Genomic DNA, 17,840 nt, shown 5'->3' with positions numbered 1-17,840 from the left:
CTGCGCATGTAGTCGACGACCGCCAGGCAGGTCGCGGCGGACAGCGGGTTGGCGCTGAACGTATGGCCGAAAGGCACGGTCTTGCCGGTGGCGGCGAAGGTTTCGACGATGCGCTGGTGAAACAGGACCGCACCCATCGGCGTATAGCCGGAGGTCATGCCCTTTCCCGTGGCGATCATGTCGGGCGCGATGCCATCATGGTCGCAACCGAACCACGTGCCGGTACGTCCCATGCCGGTGATCACCTCATCGGAAATCAGCAGCACTTCGTAGCGGTCGCAGATTTCGCGCAGCGTGCGCATGTAGCCCACCTCCGGCGTCAGGGCGCCGCCGGCGGCGCCCACGACCGGCTCCACAATGACGGCGGCCACCTTGTCGGCACCGTACTCGCGGATGACACGGTCCCACACCATGGCGCCGTGGCCTTCCGCGTCCTGGTCCGACAGCGGAAAGCGGTAGGGATAGGGCGGAGGGGCGACCGCGAAGGTGTGCAGCAGGTCGCCATAGTCGGCGCGCCGGGCGTTATGCCCGGACATGGAGAGTGCGCCCATGGTCATGCCGTGATAACTGATCGCGCGTCCCAGGACGTGCGCCTTGCCGGGCCGGCCGCGGTCGCGCCAGTATTGCCTGGCCGTGCGCAGCGCCAGTTCGGTGGCTTCGGATCCGCTGTTGACGAAAAACGCGTGGCTGATGCCCGAGGGCGCCAGGTCGACCAGCGCCTGTGCCAACGCTTCGGCCGCCGCGTTGGTGAAGTGTGTGCGATAGGTAAAGCACGCCTTTTCCGCCTGGGCATGCATCGCATCCAGCACCTCGCGCACGCCATGGCCTATCGATACGGTCATGGCGCCGCCCGAGCCGTCCAGGTACTGGCGACCCGCGGTGTCGTAGATGTAGACGCCTTGCGCCCGGTCCACCACGGGCAGGCGCGCACCCAGCGGCTGCTTCAGGAGCACGTCGATGTCGGTCGGATTGAATACGTATTCAGTATTGGGCATGTTGGATCGGTTCCGACAAGGCCGCGCGAGGCGTCAGCCGGCATTTCTTCGCAGTTTCAGGGAGGGAAGTCGAGTGGGCGGGTACCGCGTCAGCAGGTCGAACCCGGTGAATTCGAATTCTTAACGAAGCGCCCACGAGGTGCTATGGGGGTTTTCCCGGCGCACACGGACGCGATGTCGTCGAAAGACCATACGCGGGTAAACCTGTATTTGCATACGCATGCAAAGCCCCGACGGCAGTCGCTCATCGCCCCCGGGAAAGCCCGGCCCGCCGCTCCCGCAAGGGCAGTATCCAAAGCGCCGCCGCCAAGCCCAATGCACCGCCCAATATCGTCTGCCAGGTGCGCGCCGCCAGGAGCTCGACGGAATGCTGTCCGCTGGCCGCGAGCGTAACGACGAGGGTGAACGCAAACGCCCCGCAGGCAATGTCATAGCGCTTGGGCAGTGCAATACCGTACAGGACCATCGCCAACGCACCCGCGCTCCATAGCAGCACCGGCGCATGCGTGGCCAGGGGCAGGCATATCAGCCCCAGCGGCACACCCACCAATGTGCCCACGATCCGCCGTCGCACACGCTCGACGGTGCCGGATGCCGTGCTCGCCACGACATAGGCTGCGGCCGTGACCGCCCAAACGGATTCCGCCAGCCCGAACGCCTGGTTGATCGCAATGGCTATCACCGCCGCGATAGCCGCCTGTATTCCCATGATGGTTTCGGGGGCCAAGGGCCAGCGGTTCGGAATATCCGTTGGCGAGAGCGCCCCAACCGTCCCCGTGTACTCGAACCGGCCTGCCAGTAATCTGGGGATGATGGCGGACGGGATCGCTATCGATACCGCCACGCCGATCGACACTAGGTCGGTGCGGTCGAAGTTGAAGCTATACGCCAGGATTTCGCCGATGTAGACCTGCGATCCCATTCCCGCGCCGAGGACGCCGAATCGCTTCAGGAAGCCGACCATAAAAGCGCCGAGCACCAGTGCGAATTCCGCGCCCGCCGGCATCAGGCGCGCCATGGATGGCCCAACGCCGATATACAGCAGCGCGCCGAGTCCCGCTGTCGCGCACAGGACCGCAAGGTCGCGGCAGGATGCGCCCGGGGTCGCGCGGGCTTCCGAGACGCTCGCCCAGAGGGCATAGGCCCCGGCCAGGAATGCGAGCGTAGCGGGCGGCAGCCGCAGGGTCGCCAGCGCGTGCACGCCGCCCAGCATCGCCGCGATGCCGTACGCGGCCACCAACCGCAGGCCCTTGATGCGACCGTGTCCGTCGGGGTCGAGGTCCTGCAGTCGGGCGAGCAGCGCTGGCATCATGGCGGGTGTCCGGTTCGATCGCTTCGGGTAGAGGCACGCTTTGCTATTCCGAGGGCTGCCGCCGGCGCCCCCATCCAGTGCGCGGCGCGGGCTGCTATTCCCGGGTACCGGCCACGGGCAGGCGCCAGCCGCGGCGGATGGCCATCAGCCGCAGGCCGAAGCAAAGCAGCGCGCCGGCCAGCGTGGCCGCGATGGCGGGGACGTCGAGCATTTGGCCGACCACTACGATGCCTGCGCCCGCCAGGGCCGCGACGGCGTAGATATCGGCGCGGAGTACGGCGGGGATTTCGGCCGTCAGGATGTCGCGGACCATGCCGCCACCGATGCCGGTGAGCATTCCCAGCAAGGCCGCCATCAGCGGGTTCAGTCCGAAGGCGAGCGCTTTCTGCGCGCCGGAGACGGCAAACAGGGCCAATCCCGCGGCATCGAAGATCAGTACGGGGCTGCTCAGCTTTTCGATGGCCGCCGACCAGTAGAAGGTGATCGCCCCGGCCAGCAACGAGACCGCGAGGTACCTCCAGTCGCTGATCGCGTTGGGAGGTACCGATCCGATCAGCAGGTCGCGCGTGATGCCGCCGAAATTACCCGCGACGAACGACAGCACGAGCACGCCGAAAAGATCCAGGCGCCGCTTGACGCCGGCTGTCGCTCCGCTCAGGGCGAAGACGAAGGTGCCGGCAAGATCGAGGACCAAAAGCAGCATTTCGGGAGCAGCGTGTCGGTGGCCCGGGGGACCGCTATATTGCCAGCCATGCCAGGGCGGCGACAACAAGTCCGTTGCTCCCGCCCGTCTGCGAACGGCCACGGAGAGCGGTCATTTCCGAATCGATTTCGCGGGGCGTCCGTAGCGCAGCATCACGCTGGAATACGCCAGCACGTGCCCGCGCATCTCCTCGATCAGTTCGTCCCGCTTGAGCCCCGGCTTCAACGCCCCCGGCTCGAGGTCCAGTGCATACGCCTGGAAGAGGTAGTGGTGGGGCTTGTCCCCCATCGGCGGGCAGGGCCCGTAGTAGCCGGGACCGTTGGTGCGGTTGGTCCCCGGCGTGGATCCCTCCGGCCCTTTCGCGCCTACGCCGCGCGCCAGGGTTTTGGTCGATGCGGGGATGCCGTAGACGACCCAGTGCACGATGCCCAGGCCTGTCGCGCCATCCGGATCGTAGACCGTGACGGCGTAGCTTTTGGTACCGGCCGGCGCGTGGTTGAAATAGAGCTCCGGGGAAATGTTTTCGCCCCCGCACATCGCCCCTGTCGCATCCTTGGCGCTCGCTGCGTTGGCGCGGCTGAGCGATGCATTGTCCATCAAGCCCTTGGCGGCCAACTCGAAAGGGGGCGCCGCGGACGCGGACATCGCCCACGACAGGCATAGCGCGCCTGCCGCGAAACCGGCCGCGCGTGAACGGAGGGATCGGGTCATTTGGAGCTCCTTCGGTTAGCGCCGGGGTGAATCCCGGCGTCGAGACGTTGATAGACAAGCTACCGGTCGAACCCGTTCCCGTTCAATGCCCCGTCGCCGGATAATCCGGGCCCGGGTCGCTGAACCCGCCCATGCTCCAGGGGTTGGCCGCGCCCGGATGCGGCGGGCCCGGATGATTGAATTGGCCGCCAGCGCAGCCGCCCAGCAGCAACCCCGCCATGCATACCGCGGCGATGGTGGCGGCGACTTTCCTGACACTAATCCGTTGCGTTTCCATGATCAGCTTCGTGCATCGCGCGCACGCTCGAAAATGTCGATCCATTGTGCATATTGTGTGCCGATGCGCTGCGCGGCCTCTTCGCGGCTGGCCTTGCCGGCCTCGTAATCGGCGACGGCGCTGAAGAAGCTGGTGCGCCCGACGGCGAAGCCGATGAAGCCGGGCACCGGCGCCGCCGTTTCCAGCCAGGCGCGGACCTTGCTGTCGTCCGCGCCGCGGCCCAGGACGATGCAGCTGACGCGGTCGCGGCCGCCCCGGCGTGCCTGGCGCACCACGCCTTCGCAATCCTCGCGGCGGTCCAGTCCTTCGATTTTCCAGACGTCCGGCTCGACGCCGGCACCCTGCAGGGCGCTGATGGCCTCGATCATCAGGGTGGGGCGCAGCCGCAGGTCATAGACGTCCTTGTCGCCGTTGACGGAGGCCATCTGGGCCTCCGTGGCGGGCACGAGCAGTTCGAACATCAGGCGCCGGCCGGCATCGTGGCAGTAGTCGGACAGCGCGCGCAGCCGGGACGCCTGGCGCCGGTTCATGGCGTCGTCGTCCTGCGGGTTGTAGCGCACCAGCACCTTGGCGAAAGTCGGATCGAACTCTTCGATATGGTCCGCGTAGTCGTCGCCGTATTCGAAATGGAATTCGTCGGATCCGCTGCGTTCGACGGACAGCGCCGTGACGTAGCCGCGCCGGCGGGCATCGCGCAGGATGGAAGCGCCGAATTCCTCGTCGACCAGGATGCCGGCCTTTCCCCTAGCCAGGCCGCGCTCGGCCGCATTCAGGAAGCCTTCGTAGATCAGTTGTTTGCTGTCTTCCACCTTGGCCTTCTGCGCCGAGCTCAAGGGCGGCTTGAAGTTGAACATGCTTTTGACGTACGAATTGCGATGATCGAACGGAAGCAGGTACAGGGCTTGGTCATAACCGGGTTGCATGGCGGCCTCCTGGGAAATCAATCGTTGCGGGCACGCGGCAGCGCTGCCCGCACCGGAAGATCGGCATCGGCCAACTGGCCGATGCGGTCCAGCGTAACGTCGGCGGGGGGATAGCTGGCGTTCTCTTCGTCGTTCAGGGCATAGTGCCCCTGGCGCACAAAGACGGTGGTGACCCGCTCGCCCCAGGCGCGCTTGATGGCCGCCAACAGGCGCAGCTTGTCGTCGACCATCACGTAATGCGGCGCCGGATGCGCTTGCGCGACCTGCGCCAGCATCCGCTCCTTGTGGACGTGGATCAGGACCCGTCCGTCGACGGCATCCCACAGGCCGGCGGCACGGATCTTGTGCGGCTGGAACACCACATCGCCATCCGAAAGAATGACGGCCTTGCCCGCGCCGGCCAATGCGTCCAGCGCGCCGGGGAATACGGCGCGCGCGAACGGGTACTCCATCAGGAAGGAGGACACCTGGACCAGTTGCGCATCGTTCGCGCCGGGCTGGCGCAGGGCCTGCAGACTGCCGAGGTAGTCCGCGTAGCCGGATTCGTTGCGGCGTTTTTCGTAGACCTGCCGGTAGCGCCTGACGGCGTCCTCGCCCAGGACTTCGCGCAGGCGCTCGTCCAGGTCGCGGTTCATGCGATCGTTGTCGAACAGCGTGTTGTCGACATCGAACAGGAATAGCGGTTCGTCGCGCATGCCGTCAGGCCTCCGCAGATTGCGTCGCACAGGGGCGCCGGGCGCGCCGCGCGGTACTTCAGGTGTGCTCGGTAGCGAACAACCATGGTAAGCCCGCGCGGCATGGCACGGCAATCGCCCGACGGTAACGCCGCTGTAGCACTCAGCCGGAAATCAGCCTGCCATGAGGCCGGTACGCGGCCCGGAATCAGCCCGGATACGGGCCGAGGAAATCCAGCTTGCCGACCGGAACCCCGCTATGGCGCAGGATGCCGTAGGCCGTGGTGACATGGAAATAGAAGTTGGGCAACGCGAAGGACAACAGGTAGGCGTCGCCCTGGAACGTCGGCTTGAAGTCGCCGAAGGTCAGCTGGACGCTTTTGCTTTCGCTGCCGTCCAGCGCGGACGCCGGAACGCTTTGCAGCCAGGCCACGGTATCGGCAATGCGCTTGCGCAGCTCGGGAAAGGTGGTTTCGACGTCCTCGAAGCTGGGCGCATCCAGGCCGGTCAGGCGTTTGACGGCGAACTTGGAGGCGTCGCTGGCACGCTGAATCTGGCCTGACAAGGGATACATGTCCGGCGCCAGGCGGGCATTGACCAGCGTGGACAGGTCCAGCCCATTCTGGGCGGCATGCGCTTCCGCCTTGTCCAGCAAGGCGGTCAGCACGTTCAGGGCTCGGACGAAAACAGGGATGGAAGCCTGGTACATCGACAAAGGCATGATGGATCTGCTCCGGTTCTAAGGGAAAAGGCTGGCCGGGCAACGAGCCCGGCCGCGCCATGCACGGGCGGATAGTAGCGTCCCGGCGATGACGGAACGGCGCACAACCCTGCTGGCGAGCGGGTGAATGAACCGGCGACATCGTTGCATGCCCGGCCAGAAGTGCTTTCCCGATCGCTCGCGCCACCGGCATAATGCCTGCGGCCGGTGACGGCCGGGAACCCGCTGGCGGGTCGCGGGCGGGCAATAGGGCGCGGACAGGCCCGGTCTGGACGCATCGGAGCGTAACTTATGAACCACCCCGTATTGGTTGTGGGCGCGGGCCCGGTCGGGTTGACCATGGCGATGGCGCTGAAGCGCCGCGGCGTGAACCTGCGGGTCATCGACAAATCCTTCGCCCGCAGCGACAAATCCAAGGCCCTGGTCATCTGGCCGCGTACGCTCGAACTTCTGGAAATCCAGGGTTGCGCGCCGGCTTTCATCGCGGCCGGCATCCGCGGCCGGGGGGCGCGCATTTTCGCGGAGGGCAATCCGCTGGTGCACGTGCGCTTCGACATCGCCCGCAGCACCTACGATTACGCCCTCATGATCCCGCAGAGCGAAACCGAACGTGTACTGGAAGAGCAACTGGCGGCCCTTGGAACGCAGGTCGAGCGCCGGGTCGAACTGCTTTCCTTCCAGGACAACGGCGATAGCGTCGGCGCCGTGCTGCGGCATCCCGACGGCCGCGAGGAGACCATGGACGCCGCCTACCTGTGCGGCTGCGATGGCGCGCACAGCACGGTACGCCATGCGCTGGGCGTGCAGTTCGACGGCAGCACCATGCCGTCCGACTGGGTGCTGGGCGATGTGCACATCGAAGGCGAGCTGTCGCGCGAGGAGCTGACGATATGCTGGCAGCAGGACGGCGTGCTGGCCATCTTCCCCATGGGCGAGACCCGCTTTCGCGTCATTGCCGATGTCGGCGCGTCCTCTGTGGCGGCGCCAGCGGCGCCCACGCTGGAAGGCCTGCAGGCGTTATTGGATGCGCGCGGTCCGCAGGGCCTGCGCGCCTACGACCCGTTCTGGCTGAGCGGCTTCCGCATCAACGAGCGCAAGGTGCGGGATTACCGGCGCGGCCGGGTGTTCCTGTCCGGCGACGCCGCGCACGTGCATAGCCCGGCGGGCGGCCAGGGCATGAACACCGGCATGCAGGACGCCTTCAATCTCGCCTGGAAGCTGGCCATGGTGTGGCACGGTCATGCCGCCGGGACATTGCTGGACAGCTACTCGCCCGAGCGCAGCGCCATCGGCGACCAGGTCCTGCGCAATGCGGGCAACATGACCCGTATCGCATTGCTGCGCAATCCCATCCTGCGCGAACTGCGCAACCTGGCGGCCGGCACGCTGTCGCGCATCCCGGCGCTGCGCCAGCGCATCGTGGACCAGTTGACCGAACTGGACCTGCACTATCGGGAAGGCGGCTCTCTGACGCAATCGCCGCGCGGCGCGGCCGAACACCCCGCGCCGGGAGACCGCGCGCCGGACCTCGGCCTGCGCAGCACCGCCGGCGACGCCCGCAACCTGTACGCGCTACTGGCCACGGGCCGCTTCGCCGTGCTGTCGGTGGACGCGCCCGCCGTGGACCTGCCGCAAGGCACGCGGTCCATCGCCGTGGCGGCGGTGGCCGCCGCCGATACCGTCTACCAGGCGGGCCACGTCTACCTGGTCCGCCCCGACGGCTATGTGGCGCTGAGCGTGCGCGCCGGCGACGACGCCACGATCATCGCCGTGCTGGAACGGCTGGAAGCCGGCTGAGCGGCGCCGCGCTCAGGAAAAATACAGCTCCAGCGCGTTCGGCCCGTACACGCGGCGCCGCGCGTGCTCGTCCGGGATGGCCTGCTTGAGCCAATCTATCGCGCGCCGGTAATCGGTGTCCTTTTCGCCGCCCACGAAGGGGCAGTCGCTGGCCCACAACATCTTGTCGTAGCCCACGCGGCGGCAAAGCTCCTGCGCGCAGCCCAGCGCATAATCCCCCAGGCGATAGGCGCCGGACAGCTTGACCCAGGTCCGGCCCTTTTCCACTGAGGCGACCATCGCGCGGAAACCGTCGCTGTCGACGCCCTTGACGGGATCCGGCCGACCGATATGGTCGATGACGATCTTGACGCCGGAACGCTCCAGATAGGGCAGCACCAGCGGCAGGCGCGGTCCGTCGATGTGTACGTGCACATGCCAGTCCAGGTCCACCAGCCGGCGCAGGAATTTTCGGTAATCCCAGCTATCCAGGTCCGGCAGCTGCGGCATGCTGATAAAGGGCAGCCGGACGCCGACGATGCCGTCGCGGTCCATCTGGTCCAGCACGACGCGCTCGATGGACGGTTCGGCGATGATGGTCCCGCGCAGGCGCGGATTGCCGCGCACCGAATCGATCACATAGTCGTTGTAGTCGCCCCAGGGACTGGCCGCCGCGATGACCGCGTAGCGCACGCCATACTGGTCCATCACCCCGATCAATTGCTCCACGGTGAAGCTGTATTCGGGAGTGTGGCGCGGATTCGGGATCAGCGGCATGTCCTGCTTGAAGACATGCACATGGGTGTCGACCAGAAGGCCTTCTTCGGGATACGCCGTATTGCTCACGTAGAACTCCTGTTGGCGGCGCGAGCGCTGCCATGTTCCCCGTCTCGCGACGGAAAGTCCGGCAACCGCGCCATTGCTATGTCAGCCGGCCGGGTTTGCGCTCATTGGCGCTGGATGCCCGCCTGCTGGATCACCTTGCCCCACTTGTCGATGTCGGCTCGCAGCGTCGCGCCGATCTCTTCCGGCGTACTGCCCTTGGCCTCGGTACCCAGGTCCAGGAAGCGCTGCTTGACGTCGGGCATGCGCAATATTTCGTTCAGCTGGGCGTTCATCACCTTCACGGCCTCGTCCGGCACGCCTTTGGCGGCGAAGATGGCGTTCCAGCCGGTCACGTCGTAGTCCAGGCCGCTTTCGCGGACGGTGGGCACCTTGGGCAGCCAGGCGGAGCGTTGCGTGCCGGTGGTGGCGATGGGCGTGAGTTTGCCGGCGTCGACGATACCCTTGACCGCCGCGTAGGACTCGAAGGCGACATCGACGTCGCCGCGTATCAGGGCCGCGACGACGTCGGCGGTGGTCTTGAACGGAATGACGGAGGCGTTCAGGCCGGACGTGGATTTGAACAACTCCGCCGACAGGTTCTGCGTGCTGCCGGGATTGATGGTCCCCAGGACGATGGGCCGCTTCTTCGCTTGCGCCAGCACATCGGCCAGCGTATGCAGCGGGCCGTCGGCCTTGGTCAGCAGGATCAGGTCGAAGTAGGCGACCGTCGACACCGGCGCGAAATCCTTCACGGGGTCGTAGGGCAGCTTGAACAGCGACTTGCTGATCGCCGTGCCGTTCGAAAACGCGATGAAGGTATAGCCGTCATGCGCGGCGTTCAGCGTCGCGGTGCCGGCCACGATGCCGCCGGCGCCGGGGCGGTTCTCGACGATGATTTTTTCGCCGTAGCGCTCGCCCATCTTCTGCGCCACCAGGCGCATGGAAATGTCCGCCAGCCCGCCCGGGCCGAAAGGGATGATGAAGCGTATCGGTTGCTCGGGATACCGGGCCAGGGCCGGCGCGGCGGCCAGCACGCCAGCCAGCAGCGCCATGCCGTAAACGGCGCCGCGACCCGTCCGCGACAACGATCGCGCGATCGATCGGATCATGAAAGTCTCCCTGGTTGTTATAAGCGGCGTCCGCGGTGCGCCGCACCGTTCGGACATCGTGTTGACCGGGAGTCTAGGCAGGCGGGAGGGCCCGCACAAATGAATTGTTTGGCGGGATTTATTCGCCGCGTTCATCTTCCGCGCGCGGCAATCCCGCGCGCAGCGCATCCACCAGCAGGTCGCGCAGCGTCCGGGCCGGCTCGGAAAGCACCGCACCGCGGCGCGTCAGCACCGCCAGGCGGCGCGCGATGCTGGGCTGCAGCAAGGGGCGTGTCGCCAGGCCGCCGGCCTGCGCCACCGAAAGCGCCGGCACCGCGGTCAGCCCCAGGCCCGCGCGCACGAAATCCAGCGCGACCGCCGTATGCTGCGTTTCGTAGGCCCAGCGCAGCGTCAGCCTCCGCTCGCCCAGCGCGTCGTCGATGGCGGTGCTGTTGCCCGCGGGCAGGCTGATGCGGATCAGGGTCTCGCCCTTCAGGTCATCCCAGTGCACCGCGCGCCGGCCCGCCAGCCGGTGTTCGGGCGGACAGACAAGGACGAAAGGCTCATCCGCGAAGGGTTCGACGGCCAGGTTATGCGGATTCGCCGCGACCACCGAAATGCCGAATACCGTGGTTTCGGTGTGGGTCAGTTCGGCGATCTCCTGAATGGAGTTGTCGAACACGCGCACGGCAATCGCCGGATGCAGATCGCGAAAGCGCGCCAGCGCCGGCGCGATGCGATGCGCGGCCAGCGTGGGCAGGCATCCGAAGGCCAGCCACTGGGGCGCCGTACGGCTGTGCTGCCGCAGGGCATCGTAGGAAAGCTCGAATTCGCGCATGGCGGCACGCACGCGCGGCAAGAGCGCGCGACCCGCGTCCGTCAAGGTGACGTCGCGGGTCGTGCGGGCCAGCAGGCTGACGCCCAGGCTGGACTCCAGCTTGCGGATACGATGGCTGACGGCAGTCTGGGACAGGCACAGATGGGCGGCCGCCTGCTGGAAGCCGCCCTGCTCCACGATGGCCAGGAACGCCTGCATGCCGAGAAAGTCGATTTGCATGCGTCCTATTAAAGCGCAATACCGCCGTGCTGCCCGCGACCTATTCCTTCAGGGTGTTGGGCACCGGCTCGCCGGCCAGCCAGGCATCCAGATTGCACCGCACGCCGCGCGCGAACTCCTGGAATACAGGCTCGGCGACGAAGCCGTAATGCGGAGTCAGCAGCACATTCTCCAATCCCAGCAGCGGATGCCCGCCGGGCAGCGGCTCGGCGTCGAACACGTCGAACGCCCCGAACCCCGGGCGGCCGGCGCGCAGCGCCTCCACCAGCGCATCGGTGTCCACCAGGTCGGCGCGCGAGGTATTGACCAGGATGCTGTCCTTCCGCATCAGGGCCAAACGCTCGCGGTTCAGCAGCTGCCGCGTGGCAGGGGAAGGTACCAGGTGCAGGCTGACGACCTGCGAGGTACCGAGCAGGTCCTCCAGGCTGACCGACACCGCCCCATGTTCGGCCGCGCGGGCGGCCGTCATGTTCGGGCTCCACGTGACGACTTCCATGCCCAGGGCCCGGCCCACGGCCGCCACCCGCTGGCCGATCTGGCCCAGCCCGACCAGGCCCAGCCGCTGGCCATGCAGCACCGGCGGCAGGAAGGCCACGCGCGCGGGATCGCGCCACGTCGTGCGTGCCGGCGTCAGCCTCAGGTCGGCGATACCCCGCGCGGCGGCCAGGATCAGCGACCACGTCATCTCGCAGGTGCTGGCCTTGGAAGGCCCCCACTCCGTGTGACTGACCAGAATGCCCCGTTCAAGCGCCGCCTTCAGGTCCAGCTTGGTATTGCGCGTGCCGGTGTACAGGATATGCCGCAGGTCGGGCAGCCGCTGCATCAGTTCGGCCGGCATCGGCGTGCGATCGCGGATCAGCACCACGCACTGCGCGCCGCGCAAGGCATCCAGCAGGGCATCGCCGCGCAGCATCGTGTTGTGCAGCACGACATCCGCCCTTGCGCCTATCGCCTTCCAGTCGACGCGTTCGCGCAGGGCGTTTTCCCAGTCGTCCAGGACGACGATCTTCGGCCGTGCGGGCGGCCGTGCGGGCGCGCTCATCCCTTCGCCCGTCCCAGCTCGGCGACCTGGCGGACGTCGGGGGCGTTGCCCAGGTCCCAGCAGGCCTTGATCAGGTCGCGCGTCTGGTCGGCGCCGAGGATCTGGTCGGACATGCCGCTGAACTTGGCTTCCAGGTCGGCATCGCTCATGGGGCGCTGCAGCGAACCGATGGCGTGTTCCACGAAGATATGGACCTTGCTGCCGTCCTTCAGCGTCGCGACCGCGTCCACGCTGGCCTCGTCGATGGCGTCATCCACGGTCGCGACGACCTTGCGGCGCACGTCCACCACGTCGGGACGATTGACGATGTCGTCGGCGTACTCGTCTTCCGAAGCCCGGCCGAAGATCAGGCCGGCCGCGCAGCCGTGATACACGCTGAACTTGCCCTGCAGGCCGTCGGCGGGTTCCTTCTTGCCGGTCAGTTCCAGTACCAGCGAGTGCACGCGCAGGTCGATGCGCTCCAGGTTTTCCGGCGTGACGCCCTTGGCGCGCAGTTGCACGCAGGCATCGATGCTGGGATGAATGACGATGCCGCAGGCGAAAGGCTTGTACGTATTGAACGAGATCTCGAAGCGTTTGCCGAGTTCGTCGGTGATCTCGTTCCAGTCGAACTTGGTCGACGCGACCTGCGCGAAACCGCGCGGGGCCTCGATGGCGCGCTTGCTGGACGTAAAACCCTCGCGCGCCATCAGCGCCGACATCAGGCCGGCACGGGCGGCGCCGCCCGGGTGGAAAGGCTTGGTCATGGTGCCGAACTGCTCGCGCAGGCCGACGGGCTGCGAGGCCGCGATGCCCAACGCCATCTGCGTCTGGTCCACGCTCAGGCCGAGCAGGCGCGCGCACGCCGCCGCCGCGCCGAAGCCGCCGGTCGTGCCGGTGATATGCCAGCCGCGATCGTAGTGCTGCGGATAGACCATGTTGCCGATGCGGCAGGCCACATCGATGCCGATGACGACGGCGTCGATGATCTGGCGGCCGCTCGCGCCCGTCAGTTCCGCCAGCGCCAGCACCGCCGAGCACACCGGGCCGGCGGGGTGGATGATCGTCTTCAGGTGCGTATCGTCGAAATCGAAGGTATGCGACGTAATGCCGTTGATCAACGCGGCGCTGGCGATGTCCACGCGCTCGCGCCGGCCCAGGATGGTGGCCTGCTCCGAGGGCTTGAGCACCTGCACCGCATGCAGGGCGGCGAGCGCCGCCTCATGGTGCGCGGCGCCGACGGCGCAGCCCAGCCAGTTCATGAAAGTACGATGGGCCTCGTGGTCCACCTCGTCGCTCCAGCCGCGCGAAGGATGGTTGACGACGAATTCCGCCAATGTGCGGGTCACGGGCGGCGCATTGTGATCGGCATCGATCTTGGTGTTCAGGGCCATGCGTTTCTCTAGGTTGGAGGTGTTGAAAAGCCGTCGGCGGCAGCGCCGCCCTCAAGCGGTCATGCATCCAGGCGGATGTGCTGCGCCTTGGCCAGCTTGGACCACCGGTCGAAATCCTTGCTGACATAGGCGGCGAACTGCGCCGGCGACATCGGCATGGGGATGATGGCCTCGGTGTCCAGCTGCTTCGTCAGCGCGGGATCCTTCAGGACCTTGTTCAGCGCGGTATTCAGGGTTTGCACGATACCGGAATCCATACCGGCCGGGCCGGACACCCCGTACCACTGGAGCACGTCGTCAAAGCCCGTCAGGCCCAATTCCTTGAACGTCGGGACATCCGGAAAGACGGAGTTGCGCTGTTCGCCGGTCAGCGCGATGGCGCGCACGGCGCCGGAGCGCAGGTGCGGAACCGCGGCGGCCAGGCCCGGGAACATCGCCTGGGTCTGCTGGCCGAGCAGGTCGGTAAAGGCGGGCGCGATGCCCTTGTAGGCGATATGCACCATCTTCGTGCCGGCCTGCTGCTGCAGCAGCTCCATCAGCAAATGCGTCAGCGAACCGGCGCCGGCCGACCCGTAGTTCATATTGTTGTGCGCCTTGGCGTAGGCGATGAACTCCTTCAGGTTGTGGATCGGCAGCTTGGCGTTCACGACCAGCACGTTGGGCGTGCCGCCTATCATGCCGACGGCGGTGAAATCCTTGATCGGGTCATAGGGCACCTTGCGCGTGGCCGGACTGGTGCCCAGGGTCGCGACATAGCCCTGCATCAGCGTGTAGCCATCGGGCTTCGAACGCATGGTCTTCTGGCAGGCGATCACGCCGCCCCCGCCGCTCTGGTTTTCCACCACGAAGGTCGCGTCCAGTTCCTTGCCCCAGGCGCTGGTCGTGGCACGGCCCACGTAATCGCTGCCGCCGCCGGGGGCCACCGGCACGATATAGGTGATCGGGTGGTCGGGGTACTTCGATGCGCCGAAAGAGGCGTAGGGCAGGCTAAGGGCGGTAGCGCCGGCGCCGAGCAGGAAAGAACGACGATTCACGGTAAGTCTCCTTTTTGTAGCTGGTTTTTTTACGGAATGGGACGAAGATCGGTATCGCGCCGCGCCGTCCCGCGCGGCGGCGCGGGTCATATGGCGGATAGGCGATCGTGGGCGTTGATAACGTGATCGGCGAGCAGTTGGGCGCAATGGTCGGCGTGCGCCGTCGTGATCGAATCGCGCAAGGCTTGCACGATCTGCTTGTGCTCGATGTTGGATTGTTCCCGGTGCGGCTCGGACGACAGGTTCTTCAGGCGCGCCAGGTGCAGCTTCTGGATGACCTCCCGGTAAGTCCTGGCGATCTCCCGGTTGCCGGCGTACTCGATGAATAATCCGTGAAAGCGCAGGTTCTCGCGGTAGTACGCCTGCGGATTCGCATCCCGGATGGCCTCGTCCATGGCCCGAACGCAAGGCTCCAGCGCGTCTACCAGCGCCTGGCGGCGCTCGGCCGGCAATTGCGACGCCATGCGGCCCGCATGGCTGTCCAGGACCGAACGGAATTGATAAAGATCGCGTACCTCGTCGTCGGAGAGTTCGCGCACGTACACGCCGGAATGCTTGCGCGACACCACCAGCCCCAGGCTTTCCAGCTCGCGCAGCGCCTCGCGCACCGGCACGCGGGATACGTTCAGCCGTTCGACCAGCTCGGATTCCCGCAGGGCTTGGCCCGGTTCGAATTCGCCGGCCAGGATCTGGCCGAGAAGCCGGTCGCGCACCAGCTTGCCGAGCGAGGTGTTCTTGATTTCCGCGAATGTGTCTTGCGCGACGGGCGCCGAGAGCCAATCCATATCGGTCCGAGAATTGCCGTTTGTCTAATTGTATACGATTATACGAGATACCGTAGCGTATGCCATCCTCCGCGGCCACCTGCTTTCGCCGCCCTGCCTCCTTTCCCCCCTCGTCCCGCCCCCCTCCTTTACCCGTCCCGCGCGCCCTGCCTTGATCGCGCACGCCGACCGGGGCTTTGACGTCCTTGTGCCTCGCCCTCCTGCGGTTTTCGCCGCACGATGCCCCGATTTGCCGCAAAATTCGAAATTTTCTGCGACAAGTATTCACAAACTGATTTAAATTCGCTTCAATTCGGGATTTGTGCCCGATTCAGGACATGCCAATGCGAGACATCGCTTTTCTCCTCGAAGCCTCCTATCGCCGCGTCGACCGCGCGATGCTGCCCCTGCTATGGGTTCTGTTCGCCGTCGCGCTGGGCCTGGCCCCGCAATACGGCCGCTGGACATCGGCGCTGGCCGTCGGCCTGCCGGCGGTGATACTGCCTTCCCTGCTGATCGTATGGTGGCCGGCACGGCTGTTGACCCGCCTGACCGTTGCGACGGCGCTGATGGTCTTCGCCGCGCTGCATATCCATCTGATGTCGGGCATGACCGACATGCATTTTGGCGTGTTCGTCCTGCTGTCGCTGTTGCTGGCGTATCGGGACTGGCGGCCCATCGCCTGTGCCGCCGTGGTGATCGCGATCCATCACGTGTCCTTCAACTTCCTCCAGCAGTGGGGCTATGGGGTCTCCTGCTTCACCAGCCCCGGGCTGGGCATCGTAGCGCTGCACGTTTCCTACGTCGTGGTGCAGGCCATCGCGCTGGGCTGGCTCGCCTGGCGCATGGAAAAGGACGCCGTCACCGCCGAGGAACTGGCACGCCTGAGCGCCCATCTCGGCCGCGAGGACGGCGTGTTCGACCTGCGCTTCGGCAGGCTGGACATGAACAGCGAACTGGCCAGCGCCTTCAAGTCCACCATGGACGCCGTGCACCTCACCATGAGCCATGTGCGTGTCGGTGCGCTGGCCATGTCGGGCGCTTCGCGGCAACTCATGGACGGCAACGGACAGCTGGAAGAACGCACCCGCATCCAGACGGAATCCCTGCAGCGGACCGTGGCCTCCATGCAGATGCTGGCCGACAATGTCCACAATAACGCCGCGAACGCGGATACCGCCGCGCAGCTGGCGGTGACCGCGCGCTCCGTGGCCGGATCGGGCAGTCAGGCGGTCACGGAAGTGGCCAACGTGATGGGCGAAATCCGCCAGGAAGCGCAGAAAATCTCCGAGATCACCGGCCTGATCGACAGCATCGCCTTCCAGACCAACATCCTGGCGCTGAATGCGGCGGTGGAAGCCGCGCGCGCCGGCGAAAGCGGCCGCGGCTTCGCCGTCGTGGCCTCCGAAGTGCGGGCGCTGGCCCAGCGCAGCGCCACCGCGGCCAAGGATATCCGCGGCCTGATCACCGCGTCGCTGGACAAAACGGACAACGGCGCGCGCAAGGCCGACGATGCCGCGGCGGTCATGGGCGAGATCGTCGACAGCGTCGAACGCGTGGCAACCATCGTCGCCGAGATCGGCCATGCCAGCCAGACGCAGCGCGCCGGCATCGATGAAGTGAACGCCGCCGTGGCCGAGATCGATGAACTGACCCGGCAGAACGGCGCCCTGGTTACCGCCGCCGCGGGTGCATCCAAGACCCTGGAAGCCCAGTCCGCCCAACTGATGGATGCCATCGGCGCCTTCCGCCTGTACGACGGCGCGGAAGCGGCCCTGATCCGCGAGCCGGCGCGCGCGGGGGACGTGTACGACGGGGACGATTACCCGGAGAACCCTGGCGTGGCCGCCAACGCGCCATTGCTGACGGCCTGACCCGGGCCGGGCCGATACCCGAACCGCACAACCCGGCGTGGGCCGGCCCGATACCCGGATCGCGCGACCTTGCCCGGCCCCGGCCCGGCACCCGGATCGCAGCCGTACCGGGCCGGACCGAGATGTAAGCCGACACTGACCGCCGTCACGCCGCGATGGCTTCGTGCTCGTGCCGCCCCTGCCGGTGGGCGTTCGAGTCGCCAGGCCGGAAGACGCGCAACCGATGGCCGTCCGGATCCAGCACCACGAAGGTACGCCCGAAATCCATATCCGTGGGCGGCTGCACGACCGCCAGGCCGCGGGCCTTCCAGTCGGCGTACAGCGCGTGCAGGGTGTCGTCATCGCCGACGGGAATGCCCAGCTCGCATCCGCCACCGCGCGTGATGACCATGGGTTCCGCATCGCGCCGCGACCACAGCCCCAGGCGGATGCCGGAGGACAGGTCGAACAGTGCGAAGGTCGGCGACGCTTCCACGGGCTTGCAGCCGAACAGCGATGAATAAAACGCCGCGCTGGCGACGGGGTTTTCGACGAAAAGCAAAACGTAGTTGGGGTGTTGCATGGTGCTTTCCTCTTTTTCATCGGCCGGACGACCGCGCGCGGCATCCGGGCATTCGGACGCGATGCGGTAGGCTATCCAGCCCTACTGTCAGAAATTGTCAGCAGCGTTGGCCGTCACTGGAATATCGTG

Annotated in this window: 18 protein-coding genes; 2 read left to right on the top strand and 16 right to left on the bottom strand. The window is 66.6% G+C overall.

Annotated features, from left to right (window positions below; all coding sequences use genetic code 11):
• From ACO1P8_RS13325 to ACO1P8_RS13290, 8 genes are all read right to left on the bottom strand, one after another.
• The coding region (locus ACO1P8_RS13325; protein WP_486296365.1) for an aminotransferase family protein at positions 1 to 995 on the bottom strand (995 nt) is incomplete at its 3' end.
• 244 nt (positions 996 to 1,239) lie between these two features.
• The gene (locus ACO1P8_RS13320; RefSeq protein WP_486296364.1) at positions 1,240 to 2,307 is read right to left on the bottom strand and encodes an FUSC family protein; all 1,068 of its coding nucleotides are present in this window, start codon (positions 2,305 to 2,307) and stop codon (positions 1,240 to 1,242) included.
• 94 nt (positions 2,308 to 2,401) lie between these two features.
• Positions 2,402 to 3,010 (bottom strand): trimeric intracellular cation channel family protein, encoded by a 609-nt coding sequence (locus ACO1P8_RS13315; RefSeq protein WP_486296363.1) that lies wholly within the window; start codon positions 3,008 to 3,010, stop codon positions 2,402 to 2,404.
• Between the two features lie 111 nt (positions 3,011 to 3,121).
• On the bottom strand, positions 3,122 to 3,721 hold the full coding sequence (locus tag ACO1P8_RS13310) for a YbhB/YbcL family Raf kinase inhibitor-like protein (RefSeq protein WP_486296362.1): 600 nt from the start codon (positions 3,719 to 3,721) through the stop codon (positions 3,122 to 3,124).
• 82 nt (positions 3,722 to 3,803) lie between these two features.
• Positions 3,804 to 3,998 (bottom strand): hypothetical protein, encoded by a 195-nt coding sequence (locus ACO1P8_RS13305; protein WP_486296361.1) that lies wholly within the window; start codon positions 3,996 to 3,998, stop codon positions 3,804 to 3,806.
• 2 nt (positions 3,999 to 4,000) lie between these two features.
• On the bottom strand, positions 4,001 to 4,921 hold the full coding sequence (locus ACO1P8_RS13300) for a 2-deoxy-5-keto-D-gluconate 6-phosphate aldolase domain-containing protein (RefSeq protein WP_486296360.1): 921 nt from the start codon (positions 4,919 to 4,921) through the stop codon (positions 4,001 to 4,003).
• Between the two features lie 17 nt (positions 4,922 to 4,938).
• Positions 4,939 to 5,616, bottom strand: coding sequence for an HAD family hydrolase (locus ACO1P8_RS13295; RefSeq protein WP_486296359.1), 678 nt, complete (start codon positions 5,614 to 5,616; stop codon positions 4,939 to 4,941).
• A gap of 187 nt (positions 5,617 to 5,803) precedes the next feature.
• Positions 5,804 to 6,316 carry a DUF1993 domain-containing protein gene (locus ACO1P8_RS13290; RefSeq protein WP_486296358.1) on the bottom strand — a complete coding sequence of 171 codons (513 nt, stop codon included), beginning with the start codon at positions 6,314 to 6,316 and terminating at the stop codon, positions 5,804 to 5,806.
• Positions 6,317 to 6,607: 291 nt separating this feature from the next.
• On the opposite strand from ACO1P8_RS13290, the gene ACO1P8_RS13285 reads away from it, so the two are divergent.
• Positions 6,608 to 8,113 (top strand): FAD-dependent monooxygenase, encoded by a 1,506-nt coding sequence (locus ACO1P8_RS13285; protein ID WP_486296357.1) that lies wholly within the window; start codon positions 6,608 to 6,610, stop codon positions 8,111 to 8,113.
• A 12-nt stretch (positions 8,114 to 8,125) separates the two neighbouring features.
• On the opposite strand, the gene ACO1P8_RS13280 is transcribed toward ACO1P8_RS13285, so the two are convergent.
• The 7 genes from ACO1P8_RS13280 to ACO1P8_RS13250 form a co-directional block, all read right to left on the bottom strand.
• A complete protein-coding gene (locus tag ACO1P8_RS13280) occupies positions 8,126 to 8,938 on the bottom strand; it encodes an amidohydrolase family protein (RefSeq protein ID WP_486296356.1) in 813 nt (270 codons plus the stop codon).
• 101 nt (positions 8,939 to 9,039) lie between these two features.
• Complete coding sequence (locus tag ACO1P8_RS13275) at positions 9,040 to 10,026, bottom strand: Bug family tripartite tricarboxylate transporter substrate binding protein (RefSeq protein WP_486296355.1); 987 nt, start codon at positions 10,024 to 10,026, stop codon at positions 9,040 to 9,042.
• Between the two features lie 118 nt (positions 10,027 to 10,144).
• The gene (locus tag ACO1P8_RS13270) at positions 10,145 to 11,062 is read right to left on the bottom strand and encodes a LysR family transcriptional regulator (protein WP_486296354.1); all 918 of its coding nucleotides are present in this window, start codon (positions 11,060 to 11,062) and stop codon (positions 10,145 to 10,147) included.
• 40 nt (positions 11,063 to 11,102) lie between these two features.
• Complete coding sequence (locus tag ACO1P8_RS13265; protein ID WP_486296353.1) at positions 11,103 to 12,104, bottom strand: D-2-hydroxyacid dehydrogenase family protein; 1,002 nt, start codon at positions 12,102 to 12,104, stop codon at positions 11,103 to 11,105.
• Positions 12,101 to 13,477, bottom strand: coding sequence for an MmgE/PrpD family protein (locus ACO1P8_RS13260; protein ID WP_486296352.1), 1,377 nt, complete (start codon positions 13,475 to 13,477; stop codon positions 12,101 to 12,103). Before ACO1P8_RS13260 ends, ACO1P8_RS13265 begins: the two co-directional genes overlap by 4 nt.
• A 59-nt stretch (positions 13,478 to 13,536) precedes the next feature.
• Positions 13,537 to 14,511 carry a Bug family tripartite tricarboxylate transporter substrate binding protein gene (locus ACO1P8_RS13255; RefSeq protein ID WP_486296351.1) on the bottom strand — a complete coding sequence of 325 codons (975 nt, stop codon included), beginning with the start codon at positions 14,509 to 14,511 and terminating at the stop codon, positions 13,537 to 13,539.
• 86 nt (positions 14,512 to 14,597) lie between these two features.
• Complete coding sequence (locus ACO1P8_RS13250; RefSeq protein ID WP_486296350.1) at positions 14,598 to 15,296, bottom strand: GntR family transcriptional regulator; 699 nt, start codon at positions 15,294 to 15,296, stop codon at positions 14,598 to 14,600.
• Between the two features lie 323 nt (positions 15,297 to 15,619).
• On the opposite strand from ACO1P8_RS13250, the gene ACO1P8_RS13245 reads away from it, so the two are divergent.
• Positions 15,620 to 17,149, top strand: a complete 1,530-nt coding sequence (locus ACO1P8_RS13245; RefSeq protein ID WP_486296349.1) for a methyl-accepting chemotaxis protein — start codon at positions 15,620 to 15,622, stop codon at positions 17,147 to 17,149.
• 145 nt (positions 17,150 to 17,294) lie between these two features.
• Here the strand turns inward: ACO1P8_RS13245 and ACO1P8_RS13240 are convergent, their stop codons facing one another.
• Entirely contained in the window at positions 17,295 to 17,711 is a 417-nt protein-coding gene (locus ACO1P8_RS13240) for a VOC family protein (RefSeq protein ID WP_486296348.1), read from the bottom strand.
• Positions 17,712 to 17,840: the final 129 nt, after the last annotated feature.

It is taken from the genome of Bordetella sp. (genome assembly GCF_057362025.1).
Note: the sequence above shows the minus strand (reverse complement) of the source record. Positions and strands in the feature narration are given on the sequence as shown.

Excerpts from the sequence above, each read along its gene's own strand:
- ACO1P8_RS13320 (WP_486296364.1), bottom strand. The coding sequence starts at position 2,307 with ATGATGCCAGCGCTGCTCGCCCGACTGCAGGACCTCGACCCCGACGGA.
- ACO1P8_RS13315 (WP_486296363.1), bottom strand. The coding sequence starts at position 3,010 with ATGCTGCTTTTGGTCCTCGATCTTGCCGGCACCTTCGTCTTCGCCCTG.
- ACO1P8_RS13310 (WP_486296362.1), bottom strand. The coding sequence starts at position 3,721 with ATGACCCGATCCCTCCGTTCACGCGCGGCCGGTTTCGCGGCAGGCGCG.
- ACO1P8_RS13305 (WP_486296361.1), bottom strand. The coding sequence starts at position 3,998 with ATGGAAACGCAACGGATTAGTGTCAGGAAAGTCGCCGCCACCATCGCC.
- ACO1P8_RS13300 (WP_486296360.1), bottom strand. The coding sequence starts at position 4,921 with ATGCAACCCGGTTATGACCAAGCCCTGTACCTGCTTCCGTTCGATCAT.
- ACO1P8_RS13295 (WP_486296359.1), bottom strand. The coding sequence starts at position 5,616 with ATGCGCGACGAACCGCTATTCCTGTTCGATGTCGACAACACGCTGTTC.
- ACO1P8_RS13290 (WP_486296358.1), bottom strand. The coding sequence starts at position 6,316 with ATGCCTTTGTCGATGTACCAGGCTTCCATCCCTGTTTTCGTCCGAGCC.
- ACO1P8_RS13285 (WP_486296357.1), top strand. The coding sequence starts at position 6,608 with ATGAACCACCCCGTATTGGTTGTGGGCGCGGGCCCGGTCGGGTTGACC.
- ACO1P8_RS13275 (WP_486296355.1), bottom strand. The coding sequence starts at position 10,026 with ATGATCCGATCGATCGCGCGATCGTTGTCGCGGACGGGTCGCGGCGCC.
- ACO1P8_RS13270 (WP_486296354.1), bottom strand. The coding sequence starts at position 11,062 with ATGCAAATCGACTTTCTCGGCATGCAGGCGTTCCTGGCCATCGTGGAG.
- ACO1P8_RS13265 (WP_486296353.1), bottom strand. The coding sequence starts at position 12,104 with ATGAGCGCGCCCGCACGGCCGCCCGCACGGCCGAAGATCGTCGTCCTG.
- ACO1P8_RS13260 (WP_486296352.1), bottom strand. The coding sequence starts at position 13,477 with ATGGCCCTGAACACCAAGATCGATGCCGATCACAATGCGCCGCCCGTG.
- ACO1P8_RS13250 (WP_486296350.1), bottom strand. The coding sequence starts at position 15,296 with ATGGATTGGCTCTCGGCGCCCGTCGCGCAAGACACATTCGCGGAAATC.
- ACO1P8_RS13245 (WP_486296349.1), top strand. The coding sequence starts at position 15,620 with ATGCGAGACATCGCTTTTCTCCTCGAAGCCTCCTATCGCCGCGTCGAC.
- ACO1P8_RS13240 (WP_486296348.1), bottom strand. The coding sequence starts at position 17,711 with ATGCAACACCCCAACTACGTTTTGCTTTTCGTCGAAAACCCCGTCGCC.